Origin of the sequence: Chromobacterium violaceum ATCC 12472, assembly GCF_000007705.1 — a bacterium.
GTDB classification, from domain to species: Bacteria; Pseudomonadota; Gammaproteobacteria; order Burkholderiales; family Chromobacteriaceae; genus Chromobacterium; species Chromobacterium violaceum.
This window is the reverse complement of record NC_005085.1, coordinates 4,291,220-4,312,695: the sequence shown is the minus strand read 5'-3', so window position 1 is coordinate 4,312,695 and position 21,476 is coordinate 4,291,220. Positions and strand designations below refer to the sequence as shown.

18 protein-coding genes are annotated in these 21,476 nt (G+C 63.0%); 14 read left to right on the top strand and 4 right to left on the bottom strand.

All coding sequences use genetic code 11. The features are described from left to right. Positions 1-15 precede the first annotated feature (15 nt). From tssE to tssJ, 4 genes are read right to left on the bottom strand one after another with little or no spacing between them, the layout of a single operon-like run. Positions 16-495, bottom strand: a complete 480-nt coding sequence (tssE, locus tag CV_RS19750) for a type VI secretion system baseplate subunit TssE (protein ID WP_011137532.1) — start codon at positions 493-495, stop codon at positions 16-18. After that, positions 492-1,193 carry a type IVB secretion system protein IcmH/DotU gene (gene icmH, locus CV_RS19745; RefSeq protein ID WP_011137531.1) on the bottom strand — a complete coding sequence of 234 codons (702 nt, stop codon included), beginning with the start codon at positions 1,191-1,193 and terminating at the stop codon, positions 492-494. The genes tssE and icmH overlap by 4 nt, the downstream gene beginning before the upstream one ends. 7 nt (positions 1,194-1,200) lie before the next feature. Beyond that, positions 1,201-2,547, bottom strand: a complete 1,347-nt coding sequence (gene tssK, locus CV_RS19740; protein ID WP_011137530.1) for a type VI secretion system baseplate subunit TssK — start codon at positions 2,545-2,547, stop codon at positions 1,201-1,203. Positions 2,548-2,593: 46 nt separating this feature from the next. After that, complete coding sequence (gene tssJ / locus CV_RS23100) at positions 2,594-3,094, bottom strand: type VI secretion system lipoprotein TssJ (RefSeq protein ID WP_158303335.1); 501 nt, start codon at positions 3,092-3,094, stop codon at positions 2,594-2,596. A 199-nt stretch (positions 3,095-3,293) separates the two neighbouring features. Between tssJ and CV_RS19730 the strand changes: the two genes are divergently transcribed. From CV_RS19730 to tssF, 14 genes are all read left to right on the top strand, one after another. Continuing rightward, positions 3,294-4,151, top strand: coding sequence for a M15 family metallopeptidase (locus tag CV_RS19730; RefSeq protein ID WP_011137528.1), 858 nt, complete (start codon positions 3,294-3,296; stop codon positions 4,149-4,151). A 61-nt stretch (positions 4,152-4,212) separates the two neighbouring features. Further along, positions 4,213-7,962, top strand: coding sequence for a type VI secretion system membrane subunit TssM (gene tssM / locus CV_RS19725; protein ID WP_227590059.1), 3,750 nt, complete (start codon positions 4,213-4,215; stop codon positions 7,960-7,962). 16 nt (positions 7,963-7,978) lie between these two features. Further along, the gene (gene tagF, locus CV_RS19720; RefSeq protein ID WP_043598356.1) at positions 7,979-8,995 is read left to right on the top strand and encodes a type VI secretion system-associated protein TagF; all 1,017 of its coding nucleotides are present in this window, start codon (positions 7,979-7,981) and stop codon (positions 8,993-8,995) included. 41 nt (positions 8,996-9,036) lie between these two features. Further along, on the top strand, positions 9,037-9,543 hold the full coding sequence (gene tssB, locus CV_RS19715) for a type VI secretion system contractile sheath small subunit (RefSeq protein WP_011137526.1): 507 nt from the start codon (positions 9,037-9,039) through the stop codon (positions 9,541-9,543). After that, positions 9,540-11,018, top strand: coding sequence for a type VI secretion system contractile sheath large subunit (gene tssC / locus CV_RS19710; protein WP_011137525.1), 1,479 nt, complete (start codon positions 9,540-9,542; stop codon positions 11,016-11,018). The genes tssB and tssC overlap by 4 nt, the downstream gene beginning before the upstream one ends. A 69-nt stretch (positions 11,019-11,087) precedes the next feature. Further along, entirely contained in the window at positions 11,088-11,585 is a 498-nt protein-coding gene (locus tag CV_RS19705) for an Hcp family type VI secretion system effector (RefSeq protein ID WP_011137524.1), read from the top strand. Between the two features lie 74 nt (positions 11,586-11,659). Next, positions 11,660-12,097, top strand: a complete 438-nt coding sequence (locus CV_RS19700; protein WP_011137523.1) for an OmpA family protein — start codon at positions 11,660-11,662, stop codon at positions 12,095-12,097. A 108-nt stretch (positions 12,098-12,205) separates the two neighbouring features. After that, positions 12,206-14,824 carry a type VI secretion system Vgr family protein gene (locus CV_RS19695; RefSeq protein WP_011137522.1) on the top strand — a complete coding sequence of 873 codons (2,619 nt, stop codon included), beginning with the start codon at positions 12,206-12,208 and terminating at the stop codon, positions 14,822-14,824. Beyond that, on the top strand, positions 14,821-15,612 hold the full coding sequence (locus CV_RS22410; RefSeq protein ID WP_052278879.1) for a DUF4123 domain-containing protein: 792 nt from the start codon (positions 14,821-14,823) through the stop codon (positions 15,610-15,612). Before CV_RS19695 ends, CV_RS22410 begins: the two co-directional genes overlap by 4 nt. Continuing rightward, positions 15,609-16,151 (top strand): DUF3304 domain-containing protein, encoded by a 543-nt coding sequence (locus CV_RS22405; protein ID WP_011137520.1) that lies wholly within the window; start codon positions 15,609-15,611, stop codon positions 16,149-16,151. The genes CV_RS22410 and CV_RS22405 overlap by 4 nt, the downstream gene beginning before the upstream one ends. A gap of 45 nt (positions 16,152-16,196) precedes the next feature. Next, a complete protein-coding gene (locus CV_RS22400; RefSeq protein ID WP_011137519.1) occupies positions 16,197-16,745 on the top strand; it encodes a DUF3304 domain-containing protein in 549 nt (182 codons plus the stop codon). Next, positions 16,733-18,808: a T6SS phospholipase effector Tle1-like catalytic domain-containing protein gene (locus CV_RS19675; protein ID WP_011137518.1), complete on the top strand. Its 2,076-nt coding sequence runs from the start codon at positions 16,733-16,735 to the stop codon at positions 18,806-18,808. The genes CV_RS22400 and CV_RS19675 overlap by 13 nt, the downstream gene beginning before the upstream one ends. A gap of 108 nt (positions 18,809-18,916) precedes the next feature. Next, positions 18,917-19,549: a hypothetical protein gene (locus CV_RS22395; protein ID WP_147296213.1), complete on the top strand. Its 633-nt coding sequence runs from the start codon at positions 18,917-18,919 to the stop codon at positions 19,547-19,549. Between the two features lie 65 nt (positions 19,550-19,614). Further along, positions 19,615-21,474, top strand: coding sequence for a type VI secretion system baseplate subunit TssF (gene tssF / locus CV_RS19665; RefSeq protein WP_011137516.1), 1,860 nt, complete (start codon positions 19,615-19,617; stop codon positions 21,472-21,474). Positions 21,475-21,476: the final 2 nt, after the last annotated feature.

The window sequence follows — 21,476 nt, the reverse complement described above, 5'->3', positions numbered from 1 at the left end:
TGAAGAAGAGAGCGCTTAGCCCTGCACCTTGTAAACGTTGGAAGAGAGTTGCAGCGTGGCGTCGAAAGTCACCGGCGGGCGGTGCGGGTGAACCTTGAGCACCGCGTCGACGCGGAAGCGCAGGTGGCGCTCCATCTCGCGCGGGGCGTCGAGATTGACGCGCACGCGCGACAGCCGCGGCTCATGCAGCTCGATCGAGCGGCGCAGCTGTTCGCGCAACAGCTCTCGGTCGTCCGGGTTGAGCAGGCTGATGCCGGACAGGTCCGGGATGCCGAACGTGAGCAGGCTGTCGCGCGCCTGGGGGAAGGACTCCATCAACTCGTCCAGCGGCATCAGCCGGGTGTTGAGCAGCGCTTCCAGGTCGCGCGCCAGCGCCCGCTTGAACTGGGGCAGTTCAAACAGGCTGATCGACTCGATGTGGCTCTGGTCCGGCTCGTCGTCCAGCAACCGATCCAGCACCGAGGGCAGTATCTGGGTGTGGCGGGCGACGCTCATAGCCCGAACGCGGAGGCCGCCTGACGCGCCAGCAGCCAGCGGAAGGCGACGAAGATGCCGGCGCCGACGATGGCCAATAGCGCGAAGTACAGCCACAGCGGCAGCTCGTGGCGGACGAAGGCCTGGAAGCGCTGCGGCAGCTGCCAGTTGGGCGCGAAATCGGCCTTGCCGCCGCGCACCTGCTGGATTTCCTGGCCCAGCTTGTGGGTCAGGTAGCCCAGTTTTTCCTGGCCTTCCAGCAGGTACTTGCCCTGGAAGCCCAGCAGCAGGCAGGTGTAGAACACTTCCAGCGGCTCGATGTTTTCGGCCGGATGGTTGCGCAGCTGCTCCAGGCGGTTGAAGAAGCCTTCGCCGGCCAGATGCTCGCCGAACAGGCGCAGCTGCAGTGGCATGCGTTCCCACTCGTCGCGCAGCGCGAAATCCGAGGACAGGATGATCTCGTCCATCAGCGCGCAGAATGCGTATTTGGCATGGCTGATGGCGTTGTTGTCCTTGTTGAAGTTGCGCGCGTTGCGCTCGAACTGGCCGAGGAAGTGGTCGACGCGGCGGTTGAATTCCACCGCGCTGCTCGGCGCGTTGCCTTCCTTCAGCAGGAACAGCAGGTAGATGCCGTCTTCCAGCATCTCGCGCATGGCCGGCGCCGCCGGAGCGGAGACGGTGATCGCGCGTTCGGGGGTTTGGGTGCTTGCTTGGTTCATGGTGTGCTCAGCGGAAGACCGCGATCAGTTCTATCGAAATATTGGCCAGGGTTTGCGGGATGTAGATGCAGACGCTGCGCGATTGCAGCATGCGGCTGTAGATCTCGCTGCCCGGTTCCAGCGCGAAGTAGTGGTTGCCCACCCGCACCGGGATGGCGGACGGCGTCTGGGCCGAGTGCGCCAGGCTGACGCCGCGCATCGCCGAGTTGAGGATGCGCTCCACGTCGTCCGGCGCGCCGATCTTGAGTTTGAGCGGCACGTTGTCGATGACGTAGCTGGCGGGCTGGTCGCTCTGCACCGACAGGTAGAAATCCACGTTCTCCAGCAAGCGGTCGCTTTCCAGGCGGCCGATGTGGAAGGACGGCCGCGGAGAGTGCAGCGGAATCACCTTGTAGCGCGCCGAAACCACGGTTTCCAGCAGCTCGCGTATCTGCAGGTCCAGCGGCGGGAACACCTCGTGCAGCCCGTCGTGGCGGTAGGCCGGAATATCGGACAGCGTGTACAGCGTGGTGAAGGTCTGCAGTTCGCCGCAGAACTCGGACAGCGCCATGTACAGCTCTTCCGGATGCAGCGGCTGGGACTGCGACAGGTGGCGCAGGCGCGCGAAATTGCGGTTGACCGTGTGCAGCAGCCAGAAGGAGCTGATGTCGGCGGAGCCGAATTCCATCACGCTCTTGGCGCGCTCGCGGTGGGCGCCGGCCAGCGACTGGCTTTTCACCAGCAGGATGTCCAGCAGGCGGCGCAGCATCTGCATCAGCTCGGTCGAGCCCTCGATGGCCAGCAGCGGCGGCAGGAATTCGCGGCCCACGCCCCATTGGCCGGTGGCGTCCTTCTCCAGCTGGCACAGCGGGATGGCGTCGTGGCCGTCGCGGTTTTCCTCCTCCAGCATCAGCTTGACGTCCAGCTGCAGCGTCGACAGATCGGCCGCAAGCGCCTGGGTGTACAGGTCGGACACTTCGCGATGGTCGCTGTGGAAGCGAGTGGGGCGGGCGCTGGCCTCGCCATTGCGGGTATTGCCGCCATAAGGCTGCAACTGCGCCAGGCAGGCGTATAGCGTGGTCTTCACGCCGACCTGAGGCATGGAGGCCAGGTCGCGGCTCAGCGGCAGCGGCGCGTGGGAGGGCGCCTGTAGCAGCGTGCCGTCGCGGAACAGCAGCGTCAGTTCGTCGACGCGGACGATGCCGCCCTTCAGCGCGGCCTCGTCAAGCGCCAATCGCTGCACGCCCCAGGCGTGGCGGTGGGTCAGATGCAGCAGGCTGGCCTGGGTCTGTTCCTGGAACAGCGCGTGCTGCTGGAAATGTTGCGGGCGAAGAAACATGCCTTCGCCCCATAGGATTCTCTGTGCTTGAAGCATTACTGCTCGAACCTCGGAGTGGGTTGATCGCGGCGGGCCGCGTGGTTCAGTTGCGCGAAGCCGGACACTCGACCGCGCCGCTCTTGGGCTGGTCGGGCAGCTGCAGCGCTTCGGGCTTGATGGCCTGCAGATAGCAATCGGCGACCTTGAATTTCAGGTCTTTGCTGCGCACGCGATTCGCGTCGTAAAGCAGGCGCCAGAACTGCGGATTGGGCTGTCGGAAATATCCGATCACACCGACGAAATTAGCGCCGTCGTCAATCGTGATATCCATTTCCTGTTTACCGCCAGGAACGAATAACAGCTCCTTGCGAGATAATACGGAAGAGCCAAGCACATTCTCGATTGGTTTACCACTGGCCAAAAGGTCAGGTGTGAGTAATTTGAATTCCTGATCGGATTTCAGTTGGTAAACTTGGACCACGACGGATAATGGTTTTCCATGTTTGTCGCGGTTCAACATCTGGCTGGCTTCAGTGCTGAGCGTGATGTTCTTCGGGCCCCAGCAGCCGCCGAGCAGCGGCAGCGCTGCGGCTGCGAGTATCATGCAAGTTTTTTGCCAGTGCTTAGTGAAGTCCATATAATCCACACCCAAAATAGTGGTTCATTCTACAGAATTTGCTTGTGTACAGTCAGTGAAACCCTGTCTGCTTTTGAAAGGGTACTTGACTTCTTTGCAAATCAAATCAAGCATATCGCGTATTTTGTCGGTTCATCAATCGTTTGTTTTTTTATAAAAAATCCCAATGACGTTTCTAGTGCCGCTGATTGTGGCTGCTATCGTCCTCTTATTGCTGTGGCTCGGCTGGCGGTTTTTCCTCGGCGGAGCCCGGCTGCAGGTGGAACAGGCGACAATCGCTACCTCAACGAACCTCGCATGCGAGCCGGTGGATATCCCGGCGGCCGACGAGCCTCCTGCGCGCCGGTTTGTGCGCGGAGCGGCGGTGTTTGGCTGGGTGAGGACGCGGCCCGTCGGTTTGTTGCTGCCCCTGTTGACGCTGCCGCTGGTCGCGGCAGTTGTGGCAATAACGTTGCACTTTGGCGGGTATCACAAGGACCCGCAGTTCGTGCCCGGAGAGTACGCGCACGGCAACCAGATTCGTCAGGCGCTGCTGGAGGAGAAGCTGGTGCCGCCGCCGCCGCTGCCGCCCAGCGCTTTTGTCGACGCCGTGGCGGAAAAGCCGCAATTGGCGCTGGATAAGGCCGACCGGGACTGGAGCCGGATGGATCAGGCCTTTGTCCAGGATGTGCTGAGGGTGATGGAAAAGATGAAGGCGCGGGGCTTCCCGATGGTGCTGCTTGAGGGGTACCGCAGCGCCGAGCGCCAGAACAAGCTGGCTGGCGGCAGCGTCAAGGTGACGCAGGCCAAGGGGGGCGAGAGCAAGCACCAGTACGGCCTGGCGGCGGATCTGGCGCCTGTGCGCAATGGCAAGGTGGTGATTTCGGAGCGCGATCCCTGGGCGATGCAGGCTTACAACGCGCTCGGAGAGGAGGCGCAGGCGGCCGGGCTGACCTGGGGCGGCGTCTGGAGCTTCCGCGATTACGGCCACATCGAACGCGCAGGCTCGTTGCGCGCACTGTTGGCGCAGCGCAACAAAAAATGATTACAGTTCTTAAGGGAAGGTAAATTCGGTGTTACACAAAGGTTGGCTACGCAATGCCAAGGTGGCGTCTGCCATCGGATTCTTGATCCTGATCGCGCTGATATGGTGGCTGGGTCCCTGGCTGGGCCTGAAGTCGGTCGAGGCGCGCCTGGGCTGGATCGTGGCGGTGATGATCGTATGGGTGCTGGCGCTGCTGATAGGCCAGGCGCTGGCCCGCCGCGCCGGCGGCTTGCTGGAAGGCATGCTGCGCCGTCAGGCCGACGACGCGGTGATCAACGCCAGCGCCGACAAGCGCGCGGAGGTGACGCTGCTGCGCCAGCGTCTGCTGGGCGCGATCGACACGCTGAAGAAGTCCAATCTCGGCAGCGCCCGCGGCAGCGCGGCGCTGTACGAATTGCCGTGGTACATGATCATTGGTCATCCGGCCGCCGGCAAAAGTTCCGCCATCCTGCAGTCCGGTCTGAGCTTCCCGTTCAGCGACAAGAGCGGCATTCAGGGCGTGGGCGGCACCCGCAACTGCGACTGGTTCTTCTCCACCGAGGGCGTGCTGCTTGACACCGCCGGCCGTTACGCGACCGAGAGCGAGGACCGCACCGAGTGGCTGGCCTTCCTCAAGCTGTTGAAAAAGCACCGCGCCAAGGCGCCGGTCAACGGCATCATGGTGGCGATCAGCCTGCCGGAGCTGGCCCAGCACAACAGCGAAGGTTTCGTGCTCTACGCGCGCCAGGTGCGCGAGCGCATCCACGAAGTGTGCAACACCTTCGGCCTGATGGTGCCGATTTACCTGGTATTCACCAAGCTCGACCTGTTGGGCGGCTTCGCCCAGTTCTTCCACGATGCCGGCGAGGAGGAGCGCTCCCGGGTATGGGGCGCGACGCTGTCCGCCGACCAGGGCACCGGCTTCGATGCCGGCGCCGTCGTGTCGCAGCAGTTCGAGCAGCTGTACCGCGGCCTGGTGCAGATGGGCGAGGAGAAACTGGTGGGCGCGCGCGGCGACGCGGTGAAATCCGCCCACTTCGCCTTCCCGATCGAATTCCACGGCCTGCAGGAGGCGGTGGTCAAGTTCGTCCGCCTGCTGTTCGAGGAGGATCCCTACCATTCCCGTCCGCTGCTGCGCGGCTTCTATTTCACCAGCGCCTTGCAGGAAGGCGTGCCGCGCATCGTGACCGCAGGCCGCGTGCAGGGCCAGTTCGACCTGTCCTCCGCGGGCATCGACAAGCATCAGGCGCCTGCCTCGTACAGCTACTTCCTGCGCGGCCTGTTCCGCGAAGTGCTGTTCCCCGACCAGCACCTGATCTTCCAGCAGACGCGCCCGAGCGGCAGCCGCTGGCGCCTGGTCGGCATGGCGGCCGGCCTGGTGTCGCTGGCAGCGGTGGCCGGCGCGTGGACCTGGTCCTTCGTCGGCAATCAGCAGATGATCGCCCAGGTGAACGCCGAGCGCGTCCAGGCGCAGAAACTGGCCGCGTCCGGCCAGCTGTACGACCGCCTGAACGGCCTGCTGATCCTGCAGCGCCGTCTGGAGGAGCTGCAGAATTACCGCCGCAACGGCGAGCCGTGGCAAGTCGGCCTGGGCCTGTATCAAGGTGAGGAGCTGGAGCGCAATCTGCGCAAGGCCTATTTCGCCGGCCTGAAGGACGTGATGCTGCGCCCGGTGCAGAAGAATCTGGAGACCACGCTGGCGGCGCTGAAACCGGGCGCGGTGCAGCCGGTGGCGGTGACCCAACCGCCCAAGCCGGAGCCGAAGCCGGAAGCGAAGCCGGCCCCTGCGCCGAAGCCGCTCAAGCCGTACAAGCCGCGTCCCAAGCATGGTTTGCCGAACATTCAGCTGGGCGCGCTGGAGCTGCCGCAGCGTGCGACTACCGCCAAGCTCGATGCTTCCGCGCCGGCCGCGGGCGAGCCTGCGGCGGAAAGTGGCCAGCCGCAGAAGTCGCAAAAGCTCGACGTCGCTTACAACGCGCTGAAAACCTATCTGATGCTGCATGACCGCCGCCGCATGGAGGAAGCGCACCTGGCCGACCAGCTGCCGCGCTACTGGCGCCCGTGGCTGGAGAGCCAGCGCGGCGAGTATCCGGTCAGCGAGGTGATGGGCCAGGCCGAGAAGCTGGTGGCTTTCTACGTCAGCCAGATCAAGGAGCAGGACCTGCCGCTGATCGACAACGACGTCAAGGTCGTCGCCGACGCGCGCGACGTGCTGCGCGGCTCGTTCAAGCAGCTGTCCGCCCAGGAGCGCGTGTACAACGAGATCAAGGCGCGCGCCAACACCCGCTTCGCGCCGCTGACCGTCGCCCGCATCCTCGACAACCGCGACATGGACATCATGGCCAGCAGCCAGATGGTGGAGGGCGCCTACACCCGCGAGGCGTGGAACACCTATGTCCGCGCCGCCATCGACGAGGCGAGCAAGGGGACCATCCGCAGCGACGACTGGGTGCTGGCGTCGTCCACCCAGGACGACCTCGGCAAGGACGGCGACGTGGAGAAGAACCGCGCCGCGCTGGAAGCGCTGTACCGCGCCCAGTACATCGCCGCCTGGCACAAGTTCCTGGCCGGCGTGGTGGTGCGCGACATCACCAACCCGGCGCAGTCGGCGTCGGCGATGACCCGTCTTGCCGACAAGCAGAACTCGCCGATCAAGCTGATCCTGGCCCGGGCGGCGCAGGAAACTTCCTGGGACAATCCGTCCGAGCTGAACCGCTCGCTGGAGACCGCCAAGCGCTCGGTGCTGGAGAAGACCACCGAGTTCTTCAAGAGCGGCGATGCGCCGGCAGCCAAGAACGAAAAACAGTACGGCGTCGTCGGTGCGCACTTCGCAGGCGTGGCCGCGCTGGTCAAGGGCGACAATTCGCCGCTCAACGGCTATCTGGACCAACTCGGCAAGCTGAAGGTGAAGATGGCGGCGATCGCCACCACCGACCAGCCGGGTCCGCAGGCCCGCACCGCGCTGCAGTCCACACTGAGCGGTTCCGGCTCCGAGCTGGGCGATACGCTGTCCTATGTCGACAACACCCTGCTTGCCGGCGCGACCTCCGACACCGTCGAGATGGTGCGGCCGATGCTGCTGCGTCCGCTGTCGCAGTCGTACAGCGCCTTGTTGGGCCCGGTGGCGCAGGACATCAACCAGGCCTGGGCCAACGAAGTGCTGCCGCAATGGAAACAGCTGGCGAGCAAGTATCCGTTCAGCGACTCCAGCAGCAGCGCGTCGGTGGCCGACATCAGCCGTTTCGTAAAAGCCAACGACGGCACGCTGGACAAGTTCATCAACAAGTATCTGACCGGCCTGGTGCAGAAAAAGGGCGACGAGCTGGTGCCGCGCGTATGGGGCAACCAGGGTGTGCGCTTCAATCCGCAGTTCCTCAGCGGCGTCAGCAGCCTGATGGCCCTGGCCAATACCCAGCTGCAGGACGGCGAGAACAGCCGCTTCGAGCTGCAGCCGCTGCCGACGCCGGGCCTATCCGAGATCGTGTTGAGCATAGACGGCCAGGAGCTGCGCTACCGGAACGGCCCCCAGCAGTGGCAGCCGTTCAACTGGCCGGGCAGCAACGGCGAAGGCGCGCGCATCCAGGTGGTCAACTACGCGGGCTCCAGCACCGTGGTGGGCAACCAGTCCGGCCGCATGGGCCTGATGCGCCTGCTGGCGGGCGCCAAGGTCAGCCAGGACGGCGATGGCGCGCAGCTGACGTGGGCGCTGCCCAAGGGCAGCGGCGCGGAAGGCCAGACCGTTCGCTTCAATTTCCGCATGCTGGGCGGGGTCAATCCGCTGCAGTTGAACCGCCTGTACAAACTGACGTTGCCCGAGCGCGTGACGTTGTAATGGAGAGATGAACGGCATGCCGCTCAATTTCAAGCGCACCCAGGAGGTGCCGCCGCAGTACTGCATTTTCGGCAAATTGCCGCGCCGCGCCGATTTCGTGCGCGTCAACGCCACCCATCCGGCGGCGATGCAATTGGACCAGCTGCTGGCGCAGAGCCTGCAGCGGCTTGAATTCACCGAGGAGGCGACGCGCCATTATCTGGGCATGCCGCCGACCTCCTTCGTGCTGCAGAGCCGGGATCACAACTGGCTGTCGCTGGGGGTGATCCAGCCCAGCCGCGACGAGGGCGGCCGCAACTACCCGCTGGTGGCGGCCTCGCTGGTGGCGATCGATCCGGCGCTGCCGTCCACCGCCATTCTGCTGCTGGCCAACGAACTGTTCTTCACCGGCCTCAGGGATCAGTTGGCCAGCGCCATCGAGAACTCGGTGGAAATGCTGGCCTGCAAGCAGTTTCTGGAGGAGCAGCTGCGCTTCGGCGCTTCGTCAGTGGCGGACATCGACCTGGCGCAGCAACTGCTGGAGAAGCATCTGTCGGTGACGACCGCCGATTCCCTGTCGCGCAGCCTGAGCGCGGCGGGCCGCGGCGACCTGGAATCGGTGCTGCTGGCTTTCGTGTTCCACCACCGGCTGCTGAAGAAGTTCCGCGACAGCCTGCCGGTGCAGGCCTATGTGCTGCCCTTGCCGGCGGTGGAGGGCGACAACGTGTTGGCCGCGGTCACCTGGCTGGCGCTGTACCACGCCGCCACCGACAACGGCGCGGCGCTGGAGCAATGCCTGATCGTGCGCCGCCCGGAAGGGCATTTCCTGGTGCTGCTGCCGGCGGGTTTGAACGAGCAGATCGCCAGCCAGTGCTGGGGCGCGCCGCTCGATTCGAAGCACGTGGTGGATATCGACGACGTGAAGGCGCCCTGGCGCAATCACCAGTCCTATGCCGAGGCGGCCTATGTGCTGGGGCGGCAATTGAACGATCCGGGCTTGTCTTTAGCACAGTTGCGAACCGTTCTATCCAGTCTCGCGCGCAATATTGCGTAGCTTTGTTTTGAACCTTTTTGAACATCTTGTAGAGAAGAGCCATGGGCAAGGAAAGCACTCAGAAAAAACTGTCGAGGGTCCGTCCGCCGCGCGTGCAGATCACCTATGACGTCGAGATCGGCGACGCGATCGAAACCAAGGAGCTGCCGTTCGTGCTGGGCGTGCTGGGCGATTATTCCGGCCACAGCAAGGAGCCGCTGCCGAAGATGAAGGAGCGCAAGTTCGTCCAGATCGACCGCGACAACTTCGACGAGGTGCTGAAGGGCATGGCGCCGCGCCTGGCGATGAAGGTGGACAACGCGCTGAAGGACGACGGCACCCAGCTGGGCGTGGAATTGAATTTCGAGAGCCTGTCGGATTTCGAGCCGCAGAACGTGGTTCGCCAGATCGACCCGTTGAACCAGCTGCTGGAGGCCCGCACCCGCCTGGCCGATCTGCGCAATAAGCTGGCCGGCAACGACAAGCTCGAAGAGCTGCTGGACGAAGTGGTGCGCGATACCGAGAAGCTGCGCCAGATCGGCGGCAAGAAAGAAGGAGGCGAGCAGTGAGCGCGGAATTGCAACAACAGGCGGCGCCGGCCGCGGCGGAAGGCGTCAGCCTGCTCGACAGCATCATCGAGCAGAGCCGCATCGCCACCAATGAAAGCGAGAAAAGCCACACCCGCGACCTGATCGGCGAACTGGTCGACCAGGTGCTGCAGGGCAGCGTCACCGTCTCGCGCGACCTGTCGGCCAGCATCGACGCCCGCATCGCCGAGATCGACAAGCTGATCTCCGACCAGTTGAACAACGTGATGCACCACGCCGAGTTCCAGAAACTGGAAGCTTCGTGGCGCGGCCTGAACTACCTGGTGATGCAGTCCGAAACCAGCACCCAGCTGAAGATCAAGGTGCTGAACGCGTCCAAGAAGGACTTGGTCAAGGACTTCAAGGCTGCCGCCGAGTTTGACCAGAGCGCGCTGTTCAAGAAAATCTACGAGGAAGAGTACGGCACCTTCGGCGGCGCGCCTTACGCCGCGCTGGTGGGCGACTACGAATTCACCCGCCACCCGGAAGACTTCTACCTGCTGGACGAGCTGTCCCACGTGGCCGCCTCCGCCCACGCGCCGCTGATCTCGTCGGCCGATCCGGGCTTGTTCGGCCTGGAAAGCTTCGCCGACATCGGCAAGCCGCGCGATCTGGCGAAGATCTTCGACACCGTCGAGTACGCGAAGTGGAAGTCGTTCCGCGAATCGGAAGACTCCCGCTACGTCGGCCTGGTGCTGCCGCATGTGCTGGGCCGCCTGCCGTACGGCCGCGACAATGTGCCGGTCGAGGAATTCGATTTCGAGGAAAATGTCGACGGCAGCAACCACGACAAATACTTGTGGACCAACGCGGCTTACGCCTACGCCGCGCGCCTGACCGACGCCTTCGCCCAGTTCGGCTGGCTGGCGGCCATCCGCGGCGTGGAAGGCGGCGGCCTGGTGGAAGGCCTGCCGGCCCACACCTTCAAGACCGACGACGGCGAAGTGGCGCTGAAGTGCCCGACCGAGGTGGCGATCACCGACCGCACCGAGAAGCTGCTGTCCGACCTGGGCTTCATCTCGCTGGTGCACTGCAAGAACACCGACTACGCGGCCTTCTTCGGCGGCCAGTCGGCGCAAAAGGCCAAGACCTACAACACCGACTCGGCCAACGCCAACGCGCGCCTGTCCACGCAGCTGCCGTACATCTTCGCGGTATCCCGCATCGCGCATTACATGAAGTCCATCATGCGCGACAAGATCGGCAGCTTCGCTTCGCGCCAGAACGTCCAGGACTACCTGAACACCTGGCTGGCCCAGTACGTGCTGCTGGACGATTCCGCCAGCCAGGAAGCCAAGGCCAAGTACCCGCTGCGCGAAGCGCGCGTCGACGTGGTGGAAGTGCCCGGCAAGCCGGGCGTCTACCGCGCCGCCGCTTTCCTGCGCCCTCATTTCCAGCTCGACGAGCTGACGATTTCTTTGCGTCTGGTGGCCGAGCTGCCGCAACCGGCGGGCTAACGCGACGCATTGATCAGCTTGGGGGAGTCCCGCCCCCATTTTTTGAACCTTGTTTAAGGAGAAGTACTGATGGCTTTTGATGCATTTCTGAAAATCGATGGCATTCCTGGCGAAAGCGGCGACGACAAGCACAAAGACTGGATCGAAATCCAATCGTTCAGCCACAAGCTGGAACAACCGGCCCAGGCTTCCGCCAGCACCGCCGGCGGCGCTACCGCCGAACGCGTGAACCACGGCGTGTACGAAATCACCCACTTCCTGGACAAAGCCAGCCCGAAGATCTACGAAGCTTGCTGCACCGGCAAGCACATCAAGGAGATCACCATCGAGCTGTGCCGCGCGGGTGGCGACAAGGTGAAGTACATGGAAATCAAGATGGAACAAGTCCTGATCTCCAAGGTTGAGCCGCACGGCTCCGCCACCGACAGCGGCTTCCCGGCCGAAAAGGTGAGCTTCAGCTACGGCAAGATCAAGTGGACCTACACCCAGCAGAAGCGCGCCGACGGCGCCGGCGGCGGCAATGTCAGCGCCGGTTGGGACCTGACCGCGAACAAAGTAATCGCCTAATTCCAGCGATGGAATTCTGACCCGCCCGGCCCCGGGCGGGTTTTTAAGTTTTTTTTAACTTGGGGAAAGTCGCTATGAAACGTTTGTTGATCGCCGTGGTTGTCGCCTTGTCTTGCGCCGCCTGCAAAACGGTGCCGACCAAGGAGCAAGTGGAGGCCAGCAAGGCCGCCGCCGCAGCCAATGATGCTAAGGCGCAGATTGCCAAGCAGGCTGCCGCCAACTACGCGGCCGACGCTACCCTGGTTCCGTTTGAAAAGATGAACGCCAAGCTCACTCCGGTAGGCGAGGCCCAGCTGGACCTGCTGCTGCCCAAGCTGAAGACCGCCAAATCCATCCTGATCCGCGGTCATTGCTATCGCCGCGACATCGGCAACGCCAAGGCCGCGTCCCAGACTCGCGCCGCCAATGTGCGCGATTACCTGATGAACGCCGGCGTGCCGTCCAGCAAGATCACCCTGCGCTACGACACCGAGCGTCCAGTGCATGGCGTGCGCCTGGTCGTCAACGACTGATAGACGCAGGAAACAGCCGCCCCGTCGCCGCATCTCCGCCGATATCGGCGTGAGCCCCACGGAGCGGCATCAAAGCCTTCAGATACACGATAACGGATAGATTGCGCCATGGACCTTAGCTCTCTCCTAGCCAGCTTCGCCTCCGCCTTCAATCAAGACCAGCGCCTGCTCACCCTGGAGCTGGGCAGCGGACAGGTCGCCGCCGAGCAGCTGCTGCCGCAAAGCCTCAATGGCGAAGAAGGCGTGTCCCAGGCCTACCGCTATCAACTCACCTGCCTTTCCCCCGACGGCGCCATCGAACTCAAGACCCTGCTCGGCCAGGCCGCCCGCATCGGCATCGCCGACGCCCAGGGCCAGGAGACCATCCGCTGCGGCGTGGTCAGCCAGGCCCGGCTGATGGGTTCCGACGGCGGCTTCGCCCAGTACGGCCTCACCATCGAGCCGCCGATCGCGCTACTGCGCCACCGCCGCACCTCGCGCGTGTTCCAGGACTTGAGCGTGCCGGACATCGTCCAGCAGATCGTCCATGAGCATCAGGCGGCCAACCCGGTGTTCGCGCGCGCGCAAACGGTGGAGTTCAAGGTCGGCCCGGCGCAGCCGCGCAGCTATTGCCTGCAATACCGCGAGGACGACTTCAGCTTCATCGTCCGCCTGCTGCACGAGGAGGGTTACGCCTGGCGCTTCGAGCACGTCGACGGCGACGCGCCCCAGGTCAAGCTGGCGGTGTTCGACGACGCCTACAGCCTGCCGCCGGCCGAGGTGGAGCGGGTGCGCTTCCACCGCAGCGACGCGACGGAAGAGGAAGACGGCCTCACCGACTGGAGCGCCGCCCGCCAGATCGTGCCCGGCAACGTGGCGCTGGCCACCTTCGACTACCAGCCGGTGTCCACCCAGCACACCGGCGACAGCAGCCAGATCGACCAGGGCCCGGGCGGCCAGGCGCTGCAGTCCAGCCTGCAGGACTACGATCCGCAGGGCCTGTACTACGCCGGCGACGCCGAGCAGTTGAGCCACTACGCCCGGCTGCGCCAGCAGGCGCACGACCTGCAGGCCAAGAGCTTCGAAGGCGCCGGCTCCATCCGCGGCCTGACCGCCGGCCAGTGGTTCCGCCTGGACGACCACCCGGCGCACGAGGCCGACAGCCACGAGCAGCGCGAATTCGTCGTCACCGGCCAGACGCTGCAGGTGCGCAACAACCTGCCGACCGATCTGCAGTCCATCCTGCCGACGGACGACCAAACCGACGCCCCGTTTACCACCCGCATTCAGGCCCAGCGCCACGGCATCCCGCTGACCCCGGCCTATGCCGGTACAGAACACGCCAAACCGAAATCGCGCGGCGTGCAGACCGCCACTGTGGTGGGACCGGCCGGCGAGGAAGTCCACACCGACCAACACGGCCGCATCAAGGTGCAGTTCCACTGGCAGCGGCCGGACGAGCACCCCACCATCGGCGCCGCGCTGGACGACAAATCCTCCTGCTGGCTGCGCGTCGCCATGCCGTCGGCCGGCGCCGGCTGGGGCCACCAGTTCATCCCGCGCATCGGCCAGGAAGTGCTGGTCGACTTCATCGAAGGCGACATCGACCGCCCGGTGATCACCGGCGTCTTGTACAACGGCAGCCACCCCACGCCCGACTTCAGCGGCGCCGGCAGCCTGCCGGCCAACAAGACGCTGTCCGGCATCAAATCCAAAGAACACCAGGGCGGCGGCTACAACGAGCTGCTGTTCGACGACACCCCGGGCGAAGTGCGCGCCAAGCTCAGCAGCGAGCCGGGCAAGACCCAGCTCAACCAGGGCTACCTCGCCCACCCGCGCAGCAACGGCAAGGCCCTGCCACGCGGCGACGGCTTCGAGCTCAGAACCGACCACCACGGCGCCATCCGCGCCGCCCACGGCCTGCTGCTCACCACCGAAGCGCAGAACGGCGCATCCGGCAAACAGCTGGCGCGCGAGCATGCGCAGAGCCAGCTCGACGCCGCCTTGAGCCTCTCGCAAGCCTTGGCCGAAACCGCCAGCGGCCAGCTGGCCGACGCCATGGAAACCGGCCCCGACGAAATCGGCCCGGACAACGCCAAGGCCGGCAAGAAAACCGACGGCCACCTGCAGCACCACGTCGACGCGCTGAAGGCCTGGGAAGCGGGATCGAACACCGACAAGGATGGCAAGACCGCCAAGGATCAAGCGGGACAGCAGCCGCTGCTGGTGCTGTCCGCGCCCGCAGGCATCGCCGCCCTCACCGAACAAAGCCAGACCGTCTCCGCCGGCCAGAACCTGAACCTGGTCGCCCAGCGCGACGCCAACCACACCACGGGACGGCGCTGGATTCACAACGTGGGCCAGCACATCAGCCTGTTCGTGGCGGGGGTGAAGGACAAGGTGGCGCTGAAGCTGATCGCGGCGAAGGGCAAGGTGCAGGTGCAGGCGCAGAGCGACGCGATGGAGCTGACGGCGGATAAGGATGTGACCATCACCTCGGCCAAGCAGACGATACACGTCAATGCTAAGCAGGAAATCCTGTTGACCTCCGGTGGGGCCTATATCCGCCTGAAGGACGGCAAGATCGAGCTACACGCGCCGGGCACCATCAGCATCAAGGGTGCCAGCCACAATTTCAGCGGACCGGATCAAATGAATCCGCCGCTGCCGCGCTTCCCCAATACCGTATGCAAGCAATGCATGGCACAGGCGTTCAGCCAGGCCAACCCGCTGGTGGCCGCCAAATGAAGCCGCAAATCGTGATGACCGCCCCCAGCCCGGAAGCCTGGCTGTACATGTTATTGCAGACGGCGCGAGAGCTGGAGCTGCCGTGGCTGGACTTGATCGTCGATCAAGCCGAGATGGGCGCGCGCTGGCAAAGCCGGGTGGGCGCGCTGTATCCGCCGCGCATGCTGTTGCAAGACACCCCGCATGCCGAGGCCGCCGACGAAGGCCCGGTCTTGGTGCGCCTGGATGCCAATCAGCCGCAAACGCGCTTGCTGAAACTGCTGCGGCAATGGCAGGGCCAGCCGCGGGTGCTGGCGCTGTTCAGCGGTTGGGACTACGACCAACTGGCCGAGCGGCTGACGCTGTGCATGCAGGCCTCCTGGGACAAAGGCTTGCAGCAGGGCGTGCTGCGTTTCCACGATCCGCGGCTGTTCGCCGCCGTGGTGGACGCATTGGACGAGCCGCGCCGCCAGTTGCTGTTGGAGCCGGCGGTGCAATGGCACTGGCTGGACCGCGACGGCCACGCCCGCATGCTGGACGCCACCGCGCTGCAGTCGTTGCCGCCACTGGAGTGGGTGCATGACACGCTGACGCTGGAGCAGCCGCATATCGACGCGCTGGCCTGCTGGCATTTGGCGGAAACCTGGCGGCAAAACCACCTGTTGGTGCCGCAGCTGTATGGCCTGGATTCCGAAGAGGAGCTGGTGCGCCGCTTGGCGCAGGCCCATCAGGCGGCGGACAAGGCCAAGTTGTGGTCCGAGGCGGAGCGGATCCCGGTAGTGGAGCGCATGCTCAGGGAAAACGCATGAGCTGGCGGCGCTTGCTCTGGGGAGGCGCGTTGATCGGTCTGGCGGGCTGTCAGGGCATGGGCGAGCCCAAGATGATGGGTGGCTCGGGACGGGTGATCAATACCGATAATCGAACCAGCATTGTTTGGGCGAAATTCAATGGTCAGGGTATCGCCGGCAGCGGCGGCGATGATTGCTGTATCGAGTATCCCGCCAAATGGCAGCCGGGAATGACGGCGACAGTCGAGTGGATGAAAGATCCGCAGCGCTGGGGCAATCCGGATGGCTCTAAACGGCCAGCCAGTAATCAGGAAGCGATCAATCGCTGGGACAAGATTCATGAGTCCCGCTACACCCGGCATACTGCCATCGTATCGGTGCCGAAATATGATGGGACTTGCGGCGTGACGTTGATCATCCTGCCCTGTGACGAGGCAAGGGTGATTATTGATTGCCAGCAACATTTCGATGTAGTTCAGACCTTGCCAAGTGGCCCAGGACGCTATCCGGAATTGATCCGCCGTTTAGGCGGCAAGACGCAATGCGTTGCCGGCGTTTGAGACGCAAGCCAATGATTGAATGAAATATGAATAAGGGGAATAGGTATGTGGCGTAAATGGTGGATGTTGCCGCTGCTGGCGGTGTTGGCGGCTTGCCAAAGCATGGGCGAGCCCAAAATGATGGGGGGGGCGGGGCGAGTGATCAATACCGATAATCAAACTAGTATTGTCTGGGCGAAATTCAATGGCCAAGGCATCGCCGGCAGCGGCGGCGATGATTGCTGCATTGAATATCCCGCGAAATGGCAGCCGGGGATGACGGCGACAGTTGAGTGGATGAAGGATCCTCGGGTCGGCCTGAATGCTGACGGTTCAAAGCGTCCTCGAGGTAACCTAAATGGCTCGTTGTCGGAGGCCGAGAAAGTATGGGTAAAGGCGCATGAGGCCCAATACACCCGTCACGCCGCGATTGTATCGGTGCCCCAATATAACAAGACCTGCGGTGTGACGTTGATCTTCCTGCCTTGCGATGAGGCCAGGGTGATTATCGATTGCAAACAGTACTTCGATGTGATCCAGACCTTGCCGGGGGGAGCGCGCCGCTATCCGGAGCTGATTCGCCGTTTGGGAGGTCAGCAGACATGTCGAAAGTAAGCCTGGCTCCCGCCTTTCCGGAGCGTGGCCACTGGCCGAGCGACTTGAATGAGGTGATCAAGCAGCGTTATGCGCAGCAGCGGGAAATCGCCGCGCACTGCGTGGATGCCCGCGGAGAGGGCAAGCCGGCGGATTGCGCGCTGGTGATGAATGTCAGCCTGTTTTTTGACGGCACCAATAATCACGGCGATAGCGATGATGCCGCCGATCCGGTGTGTAGCACCAATATCCGTCGCCTGTATCATGCGACAGTCGGTAAGGATGATGCTCAGTCTAGTGGCTATTTCAGCTACTACATCCAGGGTGTGGGCACTTGTTTCCCTGAAATTGGTGAGAAAAAGCCTTTGGATAGCGGTCTGCGTTACGCGTCTGGCGGCGATGCCAGAATCCAGTGGGGAATTACTAGGTTAATTCGCGCTTTGCATTTGGCGACGCCGTTGGAGCCGCCATCTGAGGAAGATATGGCCAAGCTGGTCGAGGGCCTGCAATACCAGTACGAAAAGCGTGAGAAGGGGCCCACGGTCAAGTATGAGACCACGCCGGATGAGCGGCGGGCCCTGGTGAAAAAGGCGCTTAAGGACGTACTGGCTGAGCAGGAGAAGCCGGATCACAAGCCAAAGATCTTGAAGATCAAGTTGTTCGTTTATGGCTTTTCCCGCGGCGCGGCCGAGGCGCGCGCCTTCTTGTGGCGGCTGGGAGAGTTGATCGAGGATGGCGCGCTGGCCAGCTTCCCGATAGAGGTGAAGTTTGTCGGTCTGCTCGATACCGTGGCCTCGGTGGGGTTGACCGAGCTGGCGCCAGGCGCGCAGGGTCACCAGGGCTGGGCGGATGGCACAATGAAATTGCCGCCGTGGTTGCCAGCCGACTGCTGCGTGCACTTGGTCAGCGCGCATGAGCAGCGGCTGTGTTTCCCATTGGATTCGGTGGGTACCGATGCGGTGGGGGCCTATCCGGCCAGCGTCAAGGGCGAGTGGGTTTATCCCGGCATGCATAGTGATGTTGGTGGAGGCTATCCGCCACAAGATCAGGGTAAGGCATTGGATGGACAGCCGCTGCTTTTGTCTCAAGTAGCGTTGTTGCATCTGTATTCGCTTGCTTTTGCAGCGGGAGCACCTTTGAAAATCAATGCAGATAGGTTGATGAATGCCAATCCTCAGCAGTTGGCGATGCTGAAGGCTAAGGAACCATGGCGCTTCATGCTTGACGATGTGCAAAAGCTGTTTGCTATTGATGATGTTCTGATTCGTAGATTCAATGCGTGGCAAAATTTTTCTACCAAACATCTGCCTGCCTCACGAAAAGAGGAGGGGCCGATGGAGGCGATAATGCGGGCTCAAGCTGCCCAGATTAATGCTTGGCGGATAGAGCGTTTCTCTGGCGGCTTGCAGGGCAAGGGGGGGCAGGACCAGAGTCATTCCAATTTCTACCAATACGCGTCCAAAGAGCGGCAAACGCCTGAATGGCGGGTGAAGGAAGAAAAGCGGATCTGGGACAAGCAAAGCGGCAAGGGAAAACCGGCAGCCCCGGAACCACTGTTGGACGAGGATAAAAAGCCGAGACTGGACGAGAATGGCAATCCTATTGAGTGGAAGCCTAATCTGAACAAGGCGTATGAGCCGACGCTGGACAAAGTGCAACTGGATTTGGGCGCGACCGACTTCACGAATGACTATCTCGATCGTGCTAGCTTGGCCAATAAAGGCAATTTGGTAGGCATTCTGACGTCCATTTTGACCAGCCCTTCGCGTTTGTTCAGCGCGGACAAGATCATGGACGAGTTCCCCTTGCTCAAGCGTGACAGCGAAGCTTTGCACGCTGATGTGGTGGCGGACAAGGAGTTGATGGCCTTGTATGACGACCACGTGCACGATTCCCGAGCCTGGTTCATGCAATCATCGCTGGACAAGCTGGAACCGGGGGGCACTTATTGGCGTTACCGCACTATTTTCTTCACCGACGACATCAATAACAAGCAGCAGTTGGACAAGTTGCCGGAAGTGAAGGCGGAGCGTGAGCGGCGAGAGCGCGAGAAGGAAATGAAGAGGATGTACAGCGGCGGCTAAGCTGCGGGTAATCCGGATATTGGACCCGAACAGGCTTGACGGGAATAGTGAGTGAATGGACCGGGCATGGAGTTGCGTGTGCGGGCTGTAATTTTTGCAAGAATGAATATGAATCGTCGCAATTTTCTATTATCGACTGCCGCCTTGGCCTTGAGTGGTTGCACTACTGCCTCTTTGCTCAAAAAAAGCACGGAAGACACTGTTGACTATCAGCGTGAAAGAGTAAGCGGTTTTTTCGCTTCTGTGGATGGCAAGAAGTTGGTGGTGCTGGGAACGGATTATCACTATGTGATGGACCAGATTGGTGATCTGCCCCAAGTGTTGCGGTCGCCGCTGAAGCCGCGGCTGAACGCTGAGTTTTCCTATTTCGACCTGGATCACGACAATCATGTGTCTGGCCAGGTGACGCTCCAACTCAAAGGCAAAGTCTCCGACGCGGAGCGCCAGCAGCTGCAAATGGAAGGCTTCGAATGCAAGGGGTTCCAAGAAGAAGTCTGGACCAAGGTTTACAAGGTTAGGGGCACGCGTTATTTGGCCAAAGGCTTCGAACTGCCAGCGTCGGTCAGCAAATTCAACCACGATTATGAAATCATCGTGCGGGAGAGCCACTCTCCGGGAGTGAAGCGCGCCATGGTGCTATTGACGCCGGTGACGTTGGCGATGGATGGGGTGCTGGTACTCGGCGGGATTGTGCTGGCGCCGGTAGCCCTTGTCGTGCTGAGCAACACCCATTGGCGTTGAGTGCATGCATAGCTATTGATTTGGAATTGGCAGGCGATTGATATAACTATTTTACTTGAGCCTTCATGCTTGAATCCTTACTACCGTATTACGAACGCGAACTCGGCCACCTGCGGGAGCTGTCGGGCGAGTTCGCGCGCCGCTATCCGAAGATCGCCGGCCGGCTGCAGATGGAAGGCGACCAGTGCGCCGACCCGCACACCGAACGGCTGATCGAAGCGTTCGCGCTGCTGGCTTCGCGCATCCACAAAAAGCTGGACGACGATTATCCCGAGGTGGCGGAAAGCTTCCTGGATGTGCTGTATCCGCATTATCTGCAGCCGATTCCGTCGGCCACCATCGTCCAGTTCGAGTGCGATCCGGCGCGGCCGGAGATCGCCAAGCGCTACCGCGTGGAGCGCGGCCAGCCGGTGCATGCGCCGGCGATCAACGGCGTGGTGTGCAAATTCCGCAGCGCCTACCCGGTGGACCTGTATCCGCTGTCGCTGAATAGCGCCAAGCTGGAGCTGACCAGCGGCTCGCCCTATCTGCGCCAGTTGGCGCCGGACGCGGCGGCGCTGCTGACGATGGAGTTCCAGACCCACGGCGGCCTGGCCTTGAACAGCATAGGGCTGACTTCGCTGCGCTTCTTCCTGGACGGCGAGCCGGCGCTGATGCACCTGCTGTACGAGCTCCTGCTGTCCCAGGTGCTGCGCATCCGCGTCGGCGATGGCAGCGAGGACCCGTCGCGCAGCGCGGTGCTGCCGGCCTCGGCCATCCGCCCGGTGGGCTTCGGCCGCGACGAGGGCATGCTGGAGTACGACGAGCGCTCGTTCATGGGCTACCGGCTGCTGACCGAATATTTCTGCTATCCGGACAAGTTCCTGTTCGTCGACATCGCCGAGCTGGACAAGGCCGCGGTGCGCCTGGATGGCGGCAAGCTGGTGCTGCAGCTGGTGCTGGGCGACTACCCGGACAGCGAGCGCCATCACCGGCTGTTGACCCAATTGCAAGCCCATCATCTGAAGCTGGGCTGCGCCCCCATCGTCAACCTGTTCAACCAGCCCGGCGAGCCCATCCGCGTCAGCCACCAGAAGGCCGGCTACGCGGTGCTGGCCGACGGCCGCAAGCAGCAGGCTTACGAAGTGATCCAGATCCGCCGCGTGGTGCGGGTGGAGAAGTCCGGCGAGGGCGAAAGCAGCGAGGAGGTGCCGCCGTTCTATGCCACGCGCCACGGCAGCGAGCGCCAGACGCCGCGCTTCTACTGGCACGCCAGCCGCGAAGGCTCGCCGCGAGCCGGTGACAAGGGAACGGACCTGGAACTGCATCTGGTGGATCTGCAGTTCAACGCGGTGCGGCCGGCGGCCGAGGTGCTGAGCCTGGACTTGCTGTGCAGCAACCGCGACCTGCCGGAGCAGATTCCCTTCGGCGGCAGCCAGGCGGCGCAGCGCACCGATTTCAGCCTGCCCGGCCATTCGGTGGTGAAGCGGGTGAGGCTGCTGCGCAAGCCGTCGGCCACCCAGCGCAGCCCTTTGGGCCGCGCGGTGCAGTGGCGGCTGATCTCGCATCTGTCGCTGAACTACATGTCCATCGTCGATTCCGGCGTGGCGGCGCTGCAGGAGATGCTGGCGCTGTACAACCTCACTGGTTCGCCGGTCAACGTGCGCCAGATCCAGGGCGTGGTGGGCATAGACAGCAAGCCGGCGGTGACGCGCGTCAGCGGCCGCGATTTCGCCGGCTTCGTCCGCGGCAGCGAAATCAGGCTGAAACTGGACGCCGATTACTATGTCGGCGGCAGCGTCTACTTGTTCGCCTCGGTGCTGGAACGCTTCTTCGCTTTGTACTGCGCGCCCAACAGCTTCACCCGGTTGCGGGTGGAGACGACGCAGCAGGACCAGGAGGTGGCGGTATGGCCGGCGCGGGCGGGCGAGGCTTTGGTGATATGAGG